This window comes from Streptomyces sp. NPDC056128, assembly GCF_042263835.1.
Classification (GTDB): Bacteria; Actinomycetota; Actinomycetes; order Streptomycetales; family Streptomycetaceae; genus Streptomyces.
Genome location: NZ_JBHJVQ010000023.1, coordinates 97,682 through 113,683, shown reverse-complemented (window position 1 = coordinate 113,683; position 16,002 = coordinate 97,682). Strand labels below are relative to the sequence as shown.

At 71.9% G+C, this 16,002-nt stretch carries 14 protein-coding genes; 7 read left to right on the top strand and 7 right to left on the bottom strand.

Annotated features, from left to right (window positions below):
- Window positions 1-90: 90 nt before the first annotated feature.
- Window positions 91-1,209, bottom strand: coding sequence for a CobW family GTP-binding protein (locus ACFC1X_RS30345; RefSeq protein WP_376359553.1), 1,119 nt, complete (start codon window positions 1,207-1,209; stop codon window positions 91-93).
- Window positions 1,210-1,525: 316 nt separating this feature from the next.
- Here ACFC1X_RS30345 and ACFC1X_RS30340 point away from each other — a divergent pair, with 316 nt between their 5' ends.
- Together ACFC1X_RS30340 and ACFC1X_RS30335 are read left to right on the top strand one after the other, a co-directional pair.
- Window positions 1,526-2,077 carry a DUF6082 family protein gene (locus ACFC1X_RS30340; RefSeq protein ID WP_376359550.1) on the top strand — a complete coding sequence of 184 codons (552 nt, stop codon included), beginning with the start codon at window positions 1,526-1,528 and terminating at the stop codon, window positions 2,075-2,077.
- Between the two features lie 122 nt (window positions 2,078-2,199).
- Entirely contained in the window at window positions 2,200-2,436 is a 237-nt protein-coding gene (locus ACFC1X_RS30335; protein ID WP_122618478.1) for a hypothetical protein, read from the top strand.
- Between the two features lie 134 nt (window positions 2,437-2,570).
- Here the strand turns inward: ACFC1X_RS30335 and ACFC1X_RS30330 are convergent, their stop codons facing one another.
- On the bottom strand, window positions 2,571-3,752 hold the full coding sequence (locus ACFC1X_RS30330) for a citrate synthase/methylcitrate synthase (RefSeq protein WP_376359546.1): 1,182 nt from the start codon (window positions 3,750-3,752) through the stop codon (window positions 2,571-2,573).
- A 112-nt stretch (window positions 3,753-3,864) separates the two neighbouring features.
- Between ACFC1X_RS30330 and ACFC1X_RS30325 the strand changes: the two genes are divergently transcribed.
- The 4 genes from ACFC1X_RS30325 (at window position 3,865) to ACFC1X_RS30310 (ending at window position 8,607) form a co-directional block, all read left to right on the top strand.
- Window positions 3,865-5,124 (top strand): citrate synthase, encoded by a 1,260-nt coding sequence (locus tag ACFC1X_RS30325; RefSeq protein ID WP_376359543.1) that lies wholly within the window; start codon window positions 3,865-3,867, stop codon window positions 5,122-5,124.
- A 54-nt stretch (window positions 5,125-5,178) separates the two neighbouring features.
- On the top strand, window positions 5,179-6,123 hold the full coding sequence (locus ACFC1X_RS30320) for a sucrase ferredoxin (protein ID WP_376359540.1): 945 nt from the start codon (window positions 5,179-5,181) through the stop codon (window positions 6,121-6,123).
- A gap of 109 nt (window positions 6,124-6,232) precedes the next feature.
- Window positions 6,233-7,930 (top strand): ATP-binding protein, encoded by a 1,698-nt coding sequence (locus ACFC1X_RS30315; protein ID WP_376359537.1) that lies wholly within the window; start codon window positions 6,233-6,235, stop codon window positions 7,928-7,930.
- Window positions 7,927-8,607 (top strand): response regulator, encoded by a 681-nt coding sequence (locus ACFC1X_RS30310; protein ID WP_376359534.1) that lies wholly within the window; start codon window positions 7,927-7,929, stop codon window positions 8,605-8,607. The genes ACFC1X_RS30315 and ACFC1X_RS30310 overlap by 4 nt, the downstream gene beginning before the upstream one ends.
- A 34-nt stretch (window positions 8,608-8,641) precedes the next feature.
- On the opposite strand, the gene ACFC1X_RS30305 is transcribed toward ACFC1X_RS30310, so the two are convergent.
- The 5 genes from ACFC1X_RS30305 to ACFC1X_RS30285 all read right to left on the bottom strand — a co-directional run bounded on the left by ACFC1X_RS30305 (window position 8,642) and on the right by ACFC1X_RS30285 (window position 15,172).
- Window positions 8,642-10,234 (bottom strand): cation acetate symporter, encoded by a 1,593-nt coding sequence (locus ACFC1X_RS30305; RefSeq protein WP_376359531.1) that lies wholly within the window; start codon window positions 10,232-10,234, stop codon window positions 8,642-8,644.
- Window positions 10,231-10,809, bottom strand: coding sequence for a DUF485 domain-containing protein (locus ACFC1X_RS30300; protein ID WP_376359528.1), 579 nt, complete (start codon window positions 10,807-10,809; stop codon window positions 10,231-10,233). The genes ACFC1X_RS30305 and ACFC1X_RS30300 overlap by 4 nt, the downstream gene beginning before the upstream one ends.
- 69 nt (window positions 10,810-10,878) lie before the next feature.
- A complete protein-coding gene (locus ACFC1X_RS30295) occupies window positions 10,879-11,562 on the bottom strand; it encodes a response regulator (protein ID WP_376359525.1) in 684 nt (227 codons plus the stop codon).
- Window positions 11,559-12,713 carry a sensor histidine kinase gene (locus ACFC1X_RS30290; RefSeq protein WP_376359522.1) on the bottom strand — a complete coding sequence of 385 codons (1,155 nt, stop codon included), beginning with the start codon at window positions 12,711-12,713 and terminating at the stop codon, window positions 11,559-11,561. The genes ACFC1X_RS30295 and ACFC1X_RS30290 overlap by 4 nt, the downstream gene beginning before the upstream one ends.
- Before the next feature lie 335 nt (window positions 12,714-13,048).
- Window positions 13,049-15,172 carry a type IIA DNA topoisomerase subunit B gene (locus tag ACFC1X_RS30285; RefSeq protein WP_376359519.1) on the bottom strand — a complete coding sequence of 708 codons (2,124 nt, stop codon included), beginning with the start codon at window positions 15,170-15,172 and terminating at the stop codon, window positions 13,049-13,051.
- 440 nt (window positions 15,173-15,612) lie between these two features.
- Between ACFC1X_RS30285 and ACFC1X_RS30280 the strand changes: the two genes are divergently transcribed.
- On the top strand, window positions 15,613-15,843 hold the full coding sequence (locus ACFC1X_RS30280; RefSeq protein WP_122618489.1) for a hypothetical protein: 231 nt from the start codon (window positions 15,613-15,615) through the stop codon (window positions 15,841-15,843).
- The last annotated feature ends 159 nt before the right edge of the window (window positions 15,844-16,002 follow it).

Sequence of the window (16,002 nt, the reverse complement as noted above, 5' to 3'; positions counted from 1 at the left end):
CGATGCCCGGCCTTTCAAGTGGACCAAGACCGCCGACCAGATCCTCGACCGCATCTGCCGCTACTGCTCACGCATCTCCGAACCAGATCACTAGGCGGTCGGCGGTGGTTCCTCGCCGTCCGGGGACCAGCCGTCCGGGGATCCGCCCTCCGGGGACGGTACGTAGCGCAGGACGCCCCACATGCCGTGCTCGTCGGCGTGCGGGGTGTCGCCGCGGCAGGCGTCGAGTTCCTTGTCGAGGGCGGGCGCGTCGATGCCCGAGCCGATGAGGACGAGTTGGGTGCGGCGGGCGGCGCCGGGCGGCCAGGGCTCCGGGTAGAAGCGCAGGAAGCGTCCCACGGCGTGCACGGCGTAGCGGTTGCGCGGGTCGTACGGGCCGAAGTCGACGTACCCCTTGATCCGGTACAGGCCCTCGGGCCGGCTGTCGAGGAACCGCATGAGCCGGCGCGGGTCGAGCGGCTCGTCGGAGACGAACGAGAGGGTGTCGTACGCGGCGTGCAGATGCTCCGCGTGGGCGCCGTCCGCGCCGTGCGCGTCGTGCGCGCCGTGCGCGTCGTGGTCGTGCAGGTCGTCGAAGGACAGCTGCCCCACACGCTCCTCGCTCGGCCGACACTCGTAGAGGAACGCGGGGTCGATACGGCCGTAGGTCGCGGGCACGACGGCGGCGCCGTCGCTGAGCGAGCGGGCGAGAGCGAGCACGCGCTCGGCGTCCTCGGCCCGGTCGGTCTTGTTGACCACGACCAGGTCGGCGAGGGCCAGATGCCGGTCGATCTCGGGGTGCCGGGCGCGCGTGGTGTCGAACTCGGCGGCGTCGACGACCTCGACGAGTCCGCCGTAGACGACCTCCGGCTGTTCGCCGGCGAGCACCATGCGCACGAGTTCCTGCGGCTCGGCCAGGCCGCTCGCCTCGATGACGATGACGTCGATGCCGGCCTCGGGCCGGGCGAGCCGCGCCAGGTACCCGTCGAGTTCGCCTACGTCGACGGCACAGCACAGGCAGCCGTTGCCGAGCGACACGGTGGAGTCGCCGAGGGCGCCCGCGACGGCCATCGCGTCGATCTCGATCGAGCCGAAGTCGTTGACGACGGCGCCGATCCGGTTGCCTCCGCTGCGGTGGAGGAGGTGGTTGAGGAGTGTGGTCTTCCCGGAGCCGAGGAACCCGGCGAGTACGACGACCGGAATCTGCTGCCGTGTCGGGCGCTGCCCCACCGTGCGACCTCCCTCACCTACGCGTACGCCGTTGCGCGGCAAGTCCTGCACCGCGCGCGGAATGGCCTGCTCAGGATACGAGTCGCCGCGGCCGACGCGGAGTGAACGATTGTTAGCAGCGCTCTCGGGGCAGACGTCTGGCAAGGCGCCGGAGTGTGCGACCCTCGCTTCCCTCCGTGCGCCTCCTCTCCGCCTCCCCGCCGATCAGCGCCGCTCGGCACTCTGGAGGTGGCACGCGCCGCCCATCGCTCGCCGGTCCCCGTCAGCCGACCCGCACTCGACGACCGGCGGGCGGTCGCCTGATTCGGGGGTTGACATGGCCACACGCAAGAAGATCACGGGGAGGTTCGGCTCCGCGGCGACCGGGCTGCTGCTCGCCACGGCGGGACTGTCGCTGGCCGCGCGGCAGTGGCGGCTGGAGACGGTGCGCTTGCAGGAGCGAATACTGGAGCTGGAGGAGCTGGCCAGCCGGCGGCAGTCGCTGGCCCATCAGCAGCGTATGCACTGGGAGTTGCTCACCAGGGCGATCGACGACCCGTCCCTCGCCGAGGTGATCGACACCTACGACAAGGGCATCCCGGCCGAACGGCGCCGCCAGTTCTTCTACGCGAACGCCTGGTACGTGAACCTCTACCACGTGCATCAGGCAGGACTCCTGGATCAGGAGGGGCTCCAGGGGCGCCTGCGGGAGTTCTTCCAGAGCCCGATCTTCCGTGAGTACTGGGAGGCGTCGAGGAACATGCGCGCCTCCCTCGACGAGCGCTCCGAGGAAGCCCGTCTGGGGCGGGTGGTCGACGCGCTCGTCAGGGACCTGGACGAGGCCGACACGGACGAGTGGTGGGTCGCTGGCACGCCTCCGAACGACTGAGGCCACCCAACGGAGTTAGCGACGGAGTGTCTCTCGGCGTACGGGCCGACGTGGTCTGCGATCACCCAGTACGGTGTGGCCTCGTCACTCCGCCAGCCCCTGTCTCTAAGGACCGGTACCCCTTGAAAATCGTGCGCCGCATCGGTGTGCCTCCCAGCGCTCGTGGCAGTACCACGGGCTCCACCTGCCCGGACGTCTTCGAACTGAGCGACGGCAACTTCGCCGTCATCGGCACCGAGGCCACCGAGGCGCTGGAGCGCGAACTGCCCGCCGACGCCGCCCGCGCCGACTACGAACGCATCGTCGTCGTGAGCCGGGAGACCCTGATCCGGGCCAAGGCGGACATCCCCGACGCCTGACGGCACCCCGTGTCTCCGGCCGCACCCACCGCCGCCCGCCGGACACCCCACCGTCGAGGCATCCGGCACCCCGTCCATGCCCGACGCCCCCTCGACCAGGCCTGGCGCCCGAACGGCACCAGGCCGCTCGTCTCTCAGGCCACCGCCGGCACCACGGCCGGCGCCCCCGGCCCCACATACCGCGCCGCCGGACGGATGATCTTCGAGTCCCGCGCCTGTTCCAGGATGTTCGCGCTCCAGCCCACCACCCGCGCCGCCGCGAACGTCGGGGTGAACATCTCGCGCGGCAGACCGCACAGTTCCATGACCACGCCCGCGTAGAACTCGACGTTGGTGTGCAACTCCCGCCCCGGCTTCAGCTCCGCGAGGATCGCCTCGACCCGGCGCTCCACCTCGACGGCGAACTCCACGCGCGGACCGCCGAACCCCTGCGCCACCTCCCGGAGCATCCTGGAGCGCGGGTCCTCGGTGCGGTAGACGGCGTGGCCGAAGCCCATGATGCGGTCACCGGCGAGCACCCGCTCGCGGATCCAGCCGTCGATGCGTTCCGGTGTGCCGATGGCGTCCAGGGTGTCCAGCGCCCGGCTGGGCGCACCGCCGTGCAAGGGCCCGGACAGCGCCGCCACCGCTCCGGTGAGGCCCGCCGCGACGTCCGCGCCCGTCGAGGCGATGACCCGCGCGGTGAACGTTGACGCGTTGAAGCCGTGGTCAATGGTGGAGATCAAGTACTGCTCGATCGCCCGCGTGCGCCGCGCGTCCGGCTCCTCGCCCGTCAACATGTAGAGGTAGTTCGCCGCGTAGGACAGGTCCTCGCGCGGCTCGACCGGGTCGAGTCCGCGTGCCAGCCGGTGCAGCGCGGTCAGCAGCGTCGGCACGGCGGCCGCGGCCACCAGGGTGTCCTGGCGGCGCTGCTCGGCCGACAGGTCGTACACGGGCCTGAAGCCCCGGGCCGCGCCCAGCAGCGACAGGGCCGTGCGCATGCCGGCGAGCGGGCCGGAGTGCCCGCCGGCCGCCGCGATGGCGGGCAGCGCCGCGCACACCGCGTCCGGGAGGCTCCGCATCGCCGCGGTCTCGGCGGCGAAGGCCGCCCCGCGCCGCGCGTCCGGGAGCTCCCCGTGCACCAGGAGATGCCAGACGTCCTCGAAGCCGCGGCTGCGCGCGAGATCGACGGCCGAGTACTGGCGGTAGTGGTAGAAGCCCTCGAGCCCCCGCACGTCGCCGACCTCGGTCTCGGCCACCACGACACCGGCGAGCCCGCGCGGTACCTCGACGGACGCCGCCGGGGACGGACCGGTCGCGGTTCTGTTGACAGACATGATTGCCTCCTCGAACTTGAGTCAACTGTCTATACTTGACCAGATCCCTGTCAATATTGATTCAATCAATATACGGCTCGAAACCGACCTTCAGGATCGATACGGTGACCCCATGCGCGATCAAGACCCCGGCCGCCCGGACGACGCCGAACGGCGCCTGACCACCAAGGAGGCGGCCGAGCTCCTCGGCGTGAAACCCGAGACCGTGTACGCGTACGTCAGCCGCGGCCGGCTCGGCAGCCGGCGCACCCACGACGGCCGGGGCAGCACCTTCGACGCGGAGGAGGTGCGGGCCCTCGCCCGGCGCAACCGGCGCGACACCGGCGCCTCCGCGGCCTCCGGCCAGGAGCTGGCCGTGCGCACCCGCATCACGCTCATCGAGAGCGACCGGTACTACTACCGGGGCGTCGACGCGGTCGAACTCGCCGCGCGCCACAGCTACGAAGAGGTCGCCGAATGGCTCTGGACCGGGGAGTTGCGCTCCGGCGCCGCCTTCTCCGCGCCCGAGTCCTCCGTGACCGTCGCCCGCCGGGCCGTCGGCGCCCTGCCCGAACACGCCGCCCCCACCGACCGGTTGCGGGTCGCGGCGATCGCCGCCGCGGTCGCGGACCCGCTCCGCTTCGACCTGTCCGAGGACGCGGTACTGGGCACCGCGCGCATCCTCATCCCCACCCTCGTCGCCGCGCTGCCGCCCGTGGTGCGCGACGGCGACGACCGGGCACCGCTCGCCCACCGCCTGTGGACCCGGCTCAGCGGGCGTCCCGCCGACGAGCCGACACTGCACGCCCTGGACACCGCGCTCTCCCTGCTCGTCGACCACGACCTGGCCGCCTCCACGCTCGCCGTGCGCGTGGCGGCGTCGGCCCGGGCGCACGCCTACGCCGCGGTGTCCGCCGGGCTCGGCGTGATCGAGGGGCCGCTGCACGGCGCCGCGGGCGGGCTCGCACACCGGATGCTGCTGGAGGTGCTCGACCAGGGCAACGCGGCACCCGTGGTCGCCGAGGAGCTGCGGGCGGGCCGGCGCATCCCGGGCCTCGGCCACCGGCTCTACCCCGGCGAGGACCCACGCGCGCGTGCCCTGTTCGCGCTCCTGGAGGACATCCCGCGAGCCGGGCCCGCGCTCGCCGCGGCCCGGGACGTCCAGGCCACCGCCGCCCGCCACACCCCGCTGCACGCCAACGTCGACCTTGCCCTCGCCGTCCTCACCGCCTCCTCCGGCATGGCTCCCTCCGCGGCCGAGACGATCTTCGCGGTGGCCCGCACGGCGGGCTGGATCGCGCACGCGCTGGAGGAGTACGGGGAGCGCCCCCTGCGGATGCGGCCGAGCGGGCTCTATACGGGCCCGCGGCCGCCGCAGCCACTGCCGGAGTAGCGTTCCCGCGCGGTGGGAAGTCACCGCGCGGCAAGTCAGGTTAGGCTCACCTCTGTGAGTACGTGCTCAACCGTCTCCTGGGACCTCGACGAGCCCGTTTCGGGCACCGCACCCGTCGCGACGACCTGGCTGCTCCTCGAACAGCCCGGCCCGTGGGGCGCCAAGGCGCTGCCGTCGAGCCACCTGGACCCCGCGCTCGGCCGCGCCCTGGAGGCGGCGGTGAAGGGTACGGGCGTACGCGTCGCGCTCATCCGCCGGCCCGGACGGCACGCGGACCGCGGCACTCCGGTCGAACGCAGGGTGTACGCGGCCCACACCGTGCCGGGAAACGTGTGGGTGCACGCCACCACGCTCAGGAATCCCCACCGGCTGCTCGACCTCGATTTCGCCGCGCTCGGCCGGGGCGATCACCGCGGTTTCGACTCGGCCCTCGACGGCGGCCCCCATCTCGGCGATCCCCTGGCTCTCGTCTGCACCAACGGCAAGCGGGACCGCTGCTGCGCCCTCCTCGGCCGCCCGCTGGCGGCCGAACTCGCCGCCTCCGGGGCGACGGGCGTCTGGGAGGTCACGCACCTGGGAGGCCACCGCTTCTCCCCGACCGTGCTCGTCCTGCCCCACGGATACGTCTACGGCCGCGTCCAGGCCCACGACGTCAAGGAGATCCTGCACGGCGCGCGGGAGGGCCGGATCGTCGTCGAGGGCTGCCGCGGGAACTCGGCGTGGGAACGTCCCGGCCAGGCCGCCGAGCTGGCCCTGCGCTCGACCCTGGGCGAGGACGTGGCCGGGGCGCTGAGCGTCGTACGGACGGACGGTGCCGCACCCCGCTGGGAGGTGACCCTCGCCCACGCGGACGGGCGGCACTGGCGGGTCACCGTCGCGCAGGGCGCGTCGTCGCCGCCTCGCCCGGAGAGCTGCGGAGCCTCGGTCCTCGGCTCGCCGGCGCGCATGGAGATCACGGCGGTGCGCGCACTGACCGTGACGGCGGCGCTCGCGAGCTGACGCACCGGCCGCCCGGAGCGCGTAGACGGACCAGCCCCGGAGCGCGTACGGGAGATCCGCGCCACATCCCTCTACGGGATGCCCCCACCTCCCACGTACGGTCATGGGTATGAGCTCCACTCCCCCCGTACGCCGCAGGCGCCTCGGCCTGCCGCGGCGGGTGTTCTCGCAGGTGCTGCTGATGCAGCTGGCGATCGCCGCGGGAGTCGCGGTGCTCGCGACCGGGCTGTTCCTGGCGCCGCTCAGTGACCAGCTGGACGACCAGGCGATGCGCCGGGCGCTGGCGATCGCGCAGACCACCGCGCAGCAGCCGCAGGTCGCCGAGGAACTGCGGACCACCCGTCCGGCGGCGGACGGGCCGGTGCAGACGGAGGCGGAGCGGATCCGGAAGGCCACGCAGGCCGAGTACGTCGTCGTGATGGACCGGCAGGGCGTGCGCTGGTCGCACACCGACCCGGACCGGATCGGCGAGGTCGTCTCGACCGACCCCGGGCAGGCGCTGGCCGGACGTGACGTGATGGAGATCGACGACGGCACCCTCGGCCGCTCCGCACGCGGCAAGGTGCCCCTGCGCGACGCCGACGGCGACATCGTGGGAGCGGTCTCGGTCGGCATCGCCTACGACAGCGTGCGGGCACGGCTGATCCACGCCATTCCGGGCCTGTTCGCGTACGCCGGCGGCGCCCTGGCCGTGGGCGCGCTGGCGGCCTGGCTCATCTCGCGCCGGGTGCAGCGGCAGACCCGCGACCTGGCCTTCTCGGACATCGCGGGGCTGCTCGCGGAGCGCGAGGCCATGCTGCACGGCATCCGGGAGGGTGTGGTCGCCCTGGACCGCGGGGGCAGGGTGCGGCTGCTCAACGACGAGGCGCACCGGCTGCTCGGCCTCGGCGCCGAGGCGGTCGGCCGCTCCCCCGACGAGGCGCTCGGCGCGGGGCGCACGGCCGACGTCCTGGCGGGCCGGGTGACCGGCACCGATCTGCTGACCGTCCGGGGCCAGCGGGTCCTGGTGGCCAACCGGATGCCCACCGACGACGGCGGTGCGGTCGCCACGCTGCGCGACCGCACCGAGCTGGAGCAGCTCGGCCGGGAGCTGGACTCGACGCGCGGCCTGATCGACGCCCTGCGCGCCCAGGACCACGAGCACGCCAACCGCATGCACACCTTGCTGGGACTGCTCGAACTGGAGATGTACGACGACGCCGTGGAGTTCGTCGGGGAGGTGGTCGGCGATCACCGGGTGACCGCGGAGCAGATCACCGAGCGGATCCAGGACCCGCTGCTGGCCGCCCTGCTGGTCGGCAAGGCGACCGTCGCGGCGGAACGCGGAGTGACCCTCTGGGTCTCGGACCGGACGCGGCTGCCGGACCGGCTGGTCGACCCCAGGGGGCTCGTCACGATCGTCGGCAACCTGGTGGACAACGCCCTCGACGCCGCCGCGGGGACGCCGCACGCGCGCGTGGAGGTCGAACTGCGCGCACAGGGGCGCGCCGCCACGCTCCGGGTGCGCGACACCGGGCCCGGGATTCCGGTGGAACACCGCGAGCTGGTGTTCACGGCGGGATGGTCGACCAAGGAGCCGCCGGCGCACCGCCGGCGCGGTATCGGGCTGTCGCTGGTGCGCAGGCTGGCCGAGCGGCAGGGCGGCAGCGCCACCGTCGACGCGGCACACGGCGGAGGCGCGGAATTCGTGGTCGTCCTGCCCGAGGCCCTGGCGGAGGCGGACCTGGAACCCGTCCCCACCGCCCGCGCGGTACCGGCCCCCGCCCACACCCCCGCGAACACCGCTGCCGAGGAGGAGTCCCGATGATCGAGGTCCTGGTCGTCGACGACGACACGCGGGTCGCGCGGGTCAACGCCGCCTACGTAGAGAAGGTGCCGGGCTTCCACGTCGCGGGCGAGGCGCACAGCGCCGCGGAGGCGCTGCGCAGCGTGGAACGGCTGCCCCGCCTCGACCTGATCCTGCTCGACCACTACCTGCCCGACCGGACCGGTCTGGAGGTCGTCCAGGAGATGCGGCGGCGCGGCCACCAGACGGACGTGATCATGGTGACGGCCGCCCGGGACGTGTCGACCGTCCAGGCGGCGATGCGGCAGGGAGCCCTCCAGTACCTGGTGAAGCCCTTCGCCTTCGCGGGGCTGCGCGCCAAGCTGGAGGCGTACGCGGAGCTGCGGCGCACCCTCGACGGGGGCGGTGAGGCGGAGCAGGCGGAGGTGGACCGGATCTTCGGTGCCCTGTCGGCGCCGTCGGAACCGGGGCTGCCCAAGGGCCACTCCCCCACCACCGCCGAGTCGGTGCGCCAGTGCCTGATGAAGTCCGACGGACCGCTCTCCGCCCAGGAGATCGCCGAACGGACCGGGGTGAGCCGCCAGACCGCACAGCGCTATCTGAAGCTCCTGGAGCGCACGGGACGGGCCAGGCTGACGCTCAAGTACGGCGACGCGGGCCGCCCGGAACACCGCTACGAGTGGGCGACCCGGCCCTGAATCCGGGTCGGGCGGTCGCGCCCCCGCCCGACTGCTACACGGCCCCCGCCCCGGTCAGTGACCGCACCTCCGTCTCGGCATGCTTGGCCTCGTCCGGGACCTCCGGCGAGGTGACCGTGCCCAGCCAGCCGGCGAGGAAGCCCAGGGGGACCGAGACCAGGCCCGGGTTCTGCAGCGGGAAGTACTGGAAGTCGGCGTCCGGGAAGAGCGACTGCGGACTGCCCGACACCACCGGGGACAGCAGCACGAGCACCACCGCCGGGACCAGGCCGCCGTAGACCGCCCACACCGCCCCGCGCGTGGTGAAGCCGCGCCAGAAGAGCGAGTAGAGCAACACGGGCAGGTTTGCGGAGGCGGCGACGGCAAAGGCGAGGCCCACCAGGAAGGCGACGTTGAGATCACGGGCGAGCAGGCCGAGTCCGATCGCGACGGCACCGATCCCGACGGCGGCGATCCGCGCCACGGCGACCTCGCTGCGCGGCTTTGCCTTGCGGCGGCGCAGGGACGCGTAGAGGTCGTGGGCCACGGACGCGGAGGACGCGAGGGTGATGCCGGCGACCACCGCCAGGATCGTGGCGAACGCGATGGCGGCGACGACCGCGAACAGCACCGTCCCGCCGGTGGAGCCCGCGCCGCCGCCCAGGTCGAGGGCGAGCAGCGGGACCGCCGTGTTGCCGGCCGCGTTGGACGCGCGTACGGAGTCCGGTCCGACCAGGGCGGCGGCGCCGAAGCCGAGCACGATCGTCATGAGGTAGAAGCCGCCGATGAGTCCGATCGACCAGACGACGGACCGCCGCGCGGCACGGGCCGTGGGCACCGTGTAGAAGCGGGACAGGATGTGCGGCAGCCCGGCCGTGCCCAGCACCAGGGCCAGCCCCAGGCTGATGAAGTCGAAGCGGGAGGTCCAGTCCCCGCCGTACGCCAGCCCCGGCGCCAGAAATGCCTCGCCGTGCCCACTGCGCTCGGCCGCCGTGCGCAGCAACCGGTCGAAGTCGCCCTGGAAGCGCACCAGGACGAGCGTGGTCAGGGCCACGGTGCCGCCGAGCAGCAGCACCGCCTTCACGATCTGAATCCAGGTGGTGGCGCGCATCCCGCCCAGCGACACGTAGATCACCATCAGGGCGCCGACGCCGATGACGGTCCAGGTCCGCGCCGCCTCGGTGGTGCCGCCGAGCAGCAGCGCGACCAGACTGCCCGCGCCGACCATCTGCGCCACCAGGTACAGGACGGACACGGTGACCGAGGAGGTCCCCGCCGCGATCCGCACCGGCCGCTCCCGCATCCTGGCGGCCACGACGTCGGCGAGGGTGAACCTGCCGCAGTTGCGCACCAGTTCGGCGACGAGGAACAGCACGACGAGCCAGGCCACCAGAAAGCCCACCGAGTACAGCATGCCGTCATAGCCGTAGAGCGCGATGAGCCCCGAGATGCCGAGGAAGGACGCGGCCGACATGTAGTCGCCCGCGATGGCAAAACCATTCTCCATCGGCGAGAAGAGACGGCCGCCCGCGTAGAACTCCTCCGCCGCCCCCTGCCGGTGGCGGCTCACCCACGTGGTGATGCCCAGCGTGACAGCGACGAACGTGCTGAACAGCAGCAGCGCCAACGTCTGGTGGTCGCCGGTCATGACGCGCCACCTCGTACGCCGCGGGTCAGTTCCTGGGTGTCCCAGCGCAGTTCGAGCGCGGCCCGGTCCCTGCGCAGCCGAGCATGCCGGGCATACGCCCAGGTGAGCAGGAAGGTGGTGAGGAACTGCCCGAGCCCCGCGACCATCGCCACGTTCACCGCTCCCGTCACCGGACGGGCCATCAGCTCGGGCGCCGTGGTGGCGGCCACCACGTAGGCGAGGTACCAGACGAAGAAGGCGGCGACCGCCGGCACCACGAACCTCCGGTACCGGCTGCGCACCTCCTGGAAGGCGGGGCTGCGCTGCACCTCCAGGTACACCTCGGCCGCACCCCGGGACGGTTCCCCGGCCGGTTCCTCGCGCATCCGCGGCAGCACGGGCTCCGGGGGCCCGGCGTCCGCGGACTCACCCCAGCCGGAGGCGAGCGCGTCGTACCACGGGTCGTCGTACCGGGGGTCGTCGTACCGAGGGTCCGGTGACGCCTCGACGTATGCCCGGTCCGGCACGGCGCGGGGGTCGACCGCGCTCTCGGGACCACTCCCGGCGCCGCGGGAACGGTCATTGCTTGACTGCATGCCCAAGGATGGACAGAACGGGAAGATCCCCGACTCTTCTTCCCTTCCCGCTTCACCCCATCAGGTGACTCAACCCCTGGGTGGCGGTACCAGCCCCTTCCCGTAGGCGTAACGCACCGCCTGAGCACGGTCCTTCAGCCCCGTCTTGGCGAACAGGTTGTTGATGTGGGTCTTCACGGTCGCCGTGGAGACGTGCATTCTGCTCGCGATCTGCTGGTTGTTGAGCCCTTCGGCGATCAGGACCAGGACCTCCGTCTCGCGGTTGGTGAGTCCGTCCGGCGGCTCTTGCGGGCCGGCCGGCCGGGACCCGGACTCTGACAGGCGCTCCAGCAGTCGCCGCTGGATGCTCGGCGAGAGCCCCGCGTCCCCGGACAGGACGCTGTGCACCGCCCGGACGATCTCGTCCCCGCCCGCGTCCTTGGTGAGATAGCCGCGCGCTCCCGCCGTCAGCGCCGGGAACAGCGACTCGTCGTCCGCGTACGTCGTGAGCACGACGACCTGGGTCCCCGGGTGCTCGGCGCGGATTCTGCGGGTCGCCTCGACGCCGTCGCAGCGGGGCATGCGCAGATCCATCAGCACCACGTCCGGGGCGAGTTCGGCGACCATGCGGACCGCCTCCTCACCGTCGCCCGCGGCGCCCACGACCTCGACGCCTGGCAGCAGTCCGAGGAGCATCACGATCCCCTCCCGCACCACGGTCTGATCGTCCGCGACGACCACCCGCGCGGGCGTCTCCCGGGCCTCCTCCGTCATACCGGCACCTTCAACGTCACCACGAACCCCTCCTCGCCCGGACCAGCCAGCAGCGAGCCACCCAGCAGTTCGGCACGCTCCCGCATGCCCAGCAGACCGTACCCACCTCCGATGGTGGTGAGTTCGCCGGGCGAGCCTCCGGAGTCCCGCACGTCGAGCATCACCTCATGGGCGCCGTAGTCCAGGCGCACCCGCACGCCGGCGCCCGGGGCGTGCTTGCGGGCGTTCGTCAGGGCTTCCTGGGCCACTCTGCGCACGGCCTGCGACGCCTCCGCCGGCAGAGGTCTGCGATCCCCCGTAATGGTGACCTCGGCGTCGCTCTCGGTCGTCCGGACGAGGTGGGACAGGAAGTCCTCCAGCGGCGTCAGCTCACCGCGCAGGGCGGACAGCGCCTGCCGGGTCTCGGTGAGTCCGTCGCGGGCCATGCCGCGTGCCGCCACCACCCGGTCGAGGATCTGCTCCCGGTCGGCTCCCCGCTCGATCAGCAACCGGGCCGCCTCCAGGTGCACCAGTTGCGCGGAGAGGCTGTGCGCCAGTACGTCGTGGATCTCCCGGGCGATGCGGGCCCGCTCGGCGAGCGCCGCGGACTCGGCCTCGGCCGCCCGCGCGGCTCGCTCCTGGGCCAGCAGCCGTATCGTGCTGCCTCTGCCCTCGGCGTCCAGCCGCAGCACGTATCCGGCGAGGGCCAGTCCGGCCGTCGTCGCCAAGGTGGTCGGCCACGGGTCGTCCGCGGCGGCGGCGTAGGAGGTCAGGGCCACCGCCGTCATGGGCAGTGCCGCCACGAGGGGCATCCTCTCCAGGGCCGCGACGGAGCCGGCGCACCAGATGACCAGGGCCGGCACCCGGAAGCCTCCGCTCTGGGCGGCGACCGCGACCCCGAGCAGCGCCGCGAGGAGCGCCAGGGAGGGCCACAGCCGGTGCGCGAGCGTGGTCCTGGAGTAGGCCCATGCCAGGGACACCGCCACCAGCAGTCCGGCGGCCGCCGCGGCCGCGCCCCAGCCGTGCACATGGCTGCTGGTGAACGCTCCCCACAGCAGCGCCCCGAACACCATCAGACGCGCGAACCAGGCCAGCAGGCGACGGGGTGTGGAGACTCCCTCGTGACGGAGCGCCTCCTTGGAGGGCCACCTCGTCCAGACGTTCTCCGTCACGCGGGCTCCTTCCACGCGGGCCGGGACACGGCGGCACCGTACGCGGGCCCGGTCGCTCCCGCCGCGAGGGCGAGGAGTGGGGCGGAGCCGTCCTGGCGGACTCCGAGAGCGGCACGCGGCCCGGACATCATGCCTCCGTGAGCGGGAGAAGGATGTGCCGGCGGCGGATCCCGCCGACGCCTTCGACGTTACGGAAACGGCGAGGCCACGGGATCGGAGCCCGGGTGGATCATGGGTGGAGCCCGGCACGGCCGGGAACTCCACCCATGGGTGGAGAAAAACCAGTACCGGGCCCGGATACAGGTCCCGGGCCCGGCTTCAGCGGCTGAGCGTGGTCACGCGTCGATGCGCGACCGGTCCAGCGTCGCCGCCGAGTTGGAGATGAACTCCTTGCGCGGCGCGACGTCATTGCCCATCAGCAGGTCGAAGACCTGCTCGGCGGATTCCAGGTCGGTCAGGTTGATCCGGCGCAGCGTGCGGCGCCGGGGGTCCATGGTCGTCTCCGCGAGCTGGTCGGCGTCCATCTCGCCCAGACCCTTGTACCGCTGGATGGAGTCCTTGTACCGGATGTTCTTGCTCTGGAACTCCATGAGCCTGTCCCGCAGCTCGCGGTCCGAGTACGTGTAGACGTACTTGTCCTGGCCCTTCTTCGGCTGGATCAGCTCGATGCGGTGCAGCGGCGGCACCGCGGCGAAGACCCGGCCGGCCTCCACCATGGGCCGCATGTAGCGGTGGAACAGGGTGAGCAGCAGGGTGCGGATGTGGGAGCCGTCGACATCGGCGTCGGTCATCATGATGATCTTGCCGTAGCGGGCCGCGTCGATGTCGAAGGTGCGGCCGGACCCCGCTCCTATGACCTGGATGATCGCTCCGCACTCGGCGTTCTTGAGCATGTCGGTCACGGACGACTTTTGCACATTGAGGATCTTGCCGCGGATCGGCAGCAGCGCCTGGAACTCCGAATTCCGGGCGAGCTTCGCCGTACCCAGCGCGGAGTCTCCCTCGACGATGAACAGCTCGCTGCGGTCGACGTCGTCGCTGCGGCAGTCCGCGAGCTTCGCCGGCAGCGAGGAGGACTCCAGGGCCGTCTTACGGCGCTGCGCGTCCTTGTGCTGGCGGGCCGCGATCCGGGTCCGCGCCGCGGCGACGGCCTTCTCCATCACCACGCGGGCCTGCTGGGCGGCGTCCCGCTTGGTGGAGGTCAGGAACGCCTTGAGTTCCTTGGTGATGACGTTGTTCACGATCCGGCGGGCCGCCGAGGTGCCGAGGACCTCCTTGGTCTGGCCCTCGAACTGCGGCTCCGCGAGCCGGACCGTGACGACCGCCGTGAGCCCTTCCAGGGCGTCGTCCTTGACGACGTCGTCCTCGGCGACGCGCAGCATCTTCTTGGTCCGCAGCACCTCGTTCATCGTCCTCGTCACCGCCTGCTCGAAGCCGGCGACGTGGGTGCCGCCCTTGGGCGTGGCGATGATGTTGACGAAGGACCGGAGCGTGGTGTCGTAACCGGTGCCCCAGCGCATGGCGACGTCGACGCCGAGGTCGCGGGTGACCTCGGTGGGCGTCATCTGGCCGTGCTCGTCCAGTACCGGGACCGTCTCCTTGAAGCTGCCACTGCCGCTGAAGCGGAGGACGTCGCAGACGGGCCGGTCACTGGCCAGGAACTCGCAGAACTCGCTGATGCCACCGTCGAAGCGGAACGACTCCTCGCCCTTGCTGCCGCCGTCACCGAGGCCCAGCTCGTCCCGGACGACGATGGTCAGTCCGGGCACCAGGAAGGCGGTCTGCCGGGCGCGCTGGTGCAGCGTGTCCAGGGAGAGCTTGGCGTCCTTGAGGAAGATCTGGCGGTCGGCCCAGTACCGCACGCGCGTGCCGCTGCGGGTCTTGGGGATCTTCTTGGCCTTGCGCAGCCCGTTCTTGGCCTCGAACTTGGCGTCCGCGCCCGTCCCCGCGAAGGCGCCGGGGACACCGCGCCGGAAGCTGATGGCGTGGGTGTGCCCGCCGCGGTCCACCTCGATGTCCAGGCGGGCGGACAGAGCGTTCACCACGGAGGCACCGACGCCGTGCAGACCGCCGGAGGCGGCGTACGAGCCGCCGCCGAACTTGCCGCCCGCGTGCAGCTTGGTCATGACGACCTCGACGCCGGACAGGCCGGTCTTGGGCTCGACGTCGACGGGGATGCCCCGGCCGTTGTCCCGGACCTCCACCGAACCGTCGTCGTGGAGGATCACTTCGATGTGGTCGCAGTAGTCGCCCAGGGCCTCGTCGACGGAGTTGTCGATGATCTCCCACAGGCAGTGCATCAGGCCGCGGCTGTCGGTGGATCCGATGTACATGCCCGGACGCTTGCGTACGGCCTCGAGCCCCTCGAGGACGAGCAGGTGCCGCGCGGTGTAATTGGATCCGTCCCGGTCTGCTCCTGCCAGCAGCGCAGTGGACGGCACGGATGTCTCGGCGGTCACGCGGTTCGCTCCTCGCTGAATTTCAGATGGGGCCCCGCTGGGTAAGGGCGCGGCTCGGTTCACCGGTCAGAGGGTACCGAGCCCTGGTAGAGCCGTTGCAACGCCACCCTCGTCGCTGTCTCACCCTAGTCCAGAGTCGTATGCCTGTTCGATCCCTCGATGGGGTGAAGTACACATCACGTTCCCTTCGAGGCATGAACCATTTAGGCTCCGGGCACGTCCTCATGAACAAACCGGCAACCCAGCCGGCCGGACCGACACTGACCGACTGCGCGAACCCGTACGACACAGAGACACGCAATACGGCACATTCGCCGCCAATCGGCAACAGCCGGCCCCTCGGAAAGTTTTTTCGAGGAAAAGCCACGAGCGGGAACGTTTTGGGGCTGGTTGGATGTTGACCCTGGTACGACAGCTCGTCGAGCTAGAGAAGAGGCGACGTGACTACTGTTCTGACTTCCGCAAGCCCGCTGACGGCCGCCGATCGCTGCGACCGCTGCGGCGCCCAGGCATACCTGCGCGTCGTCCTGCTGAGCGGCGGAGAACTGCTCTTCTGCGCCCACCACGGGCGCAAGTTCGAGCCGGAACTCAAGAAGATCGCCGCTGAGATACAGGACGAGACGGAGCGGCTCACGGCCGTTCCGGCTTCTTCCCCCGAGGAAGAGCGCTGACACTACGCGCCCGACGACGAGCCGAATCGGCGCAAGGCCGATGAACGGGCGGGCGCCAACCGGAAAACCGGGGCGGGCGCCCCGGCTCGTGGCCGGAGGGGCCGCAGCCGCCGTCAGGCGCGGAAGCGCCCGGGCGCGGCGGGGGGCGGGGCGGGGGCC

Bases quoted from the DNA above. Each gene is read 5' to 3' on its own strand.
- ACFC1X_RS30340 (WP_376359550.1), top strand. From the start codon at position 1,526: ATGGCCACACGCAAGAAGATCACGGGGAGGTTCGGCTCCGCGGCGACC.
- ACFC1X_RS30330 (WP_376359546.1), bottom strand. From the start codon at position 3,752: ATGTCTGTCAACAGAACCGCGACCGGTCCGTCCCCGGCGGCGTCCGTC.
- ACFC1X_RS30325 (WP_376359543.1), top strand. From the start codon at position 3,865: ATGCGCGATCAAGACCCCGGCCGCCCGGACGACGCCGAACGGCGCCTG.
- ACFC1X_RS30315 (WP_376359537.1), top strand. From the start codon at position 6,233: ATGAGCTCCACTCCCCCCGTACGCCGCAGGCGCCTCGGCCTGCCGCGG.
- ACFC1X_RS30310 (WP_376359534.1), top strand. From the start codon at position 7,927: ATGATCGAGGTCCTGGTCGTCGACGACGACACGCGGGTCGCGCGGGTC.
- ACFC1X_RS30305 (WP_376359531.1), bottom strand. From the start codon at position 10,234: ATGACCGGCGACCACCAGACGTTGGCGCTGCTGCTGTTCAGCACGTTC.
- ACFC1X_RS30300 (WP_376359528.1), bottom strand. From the start codon at position 10,809: ATGCAGTCAAGCAATGACCGTTCCCGCGGCGCCGGGAGTGGTCCCGAG.
- ACFC1X_RS30295 (WP_376359525.1), bottom strand. From the start codon at position 11,562: ATGACGGAGGAGGCCCGGGAGACGCCCGCGCGGGTGGTCGTCGCGGAC.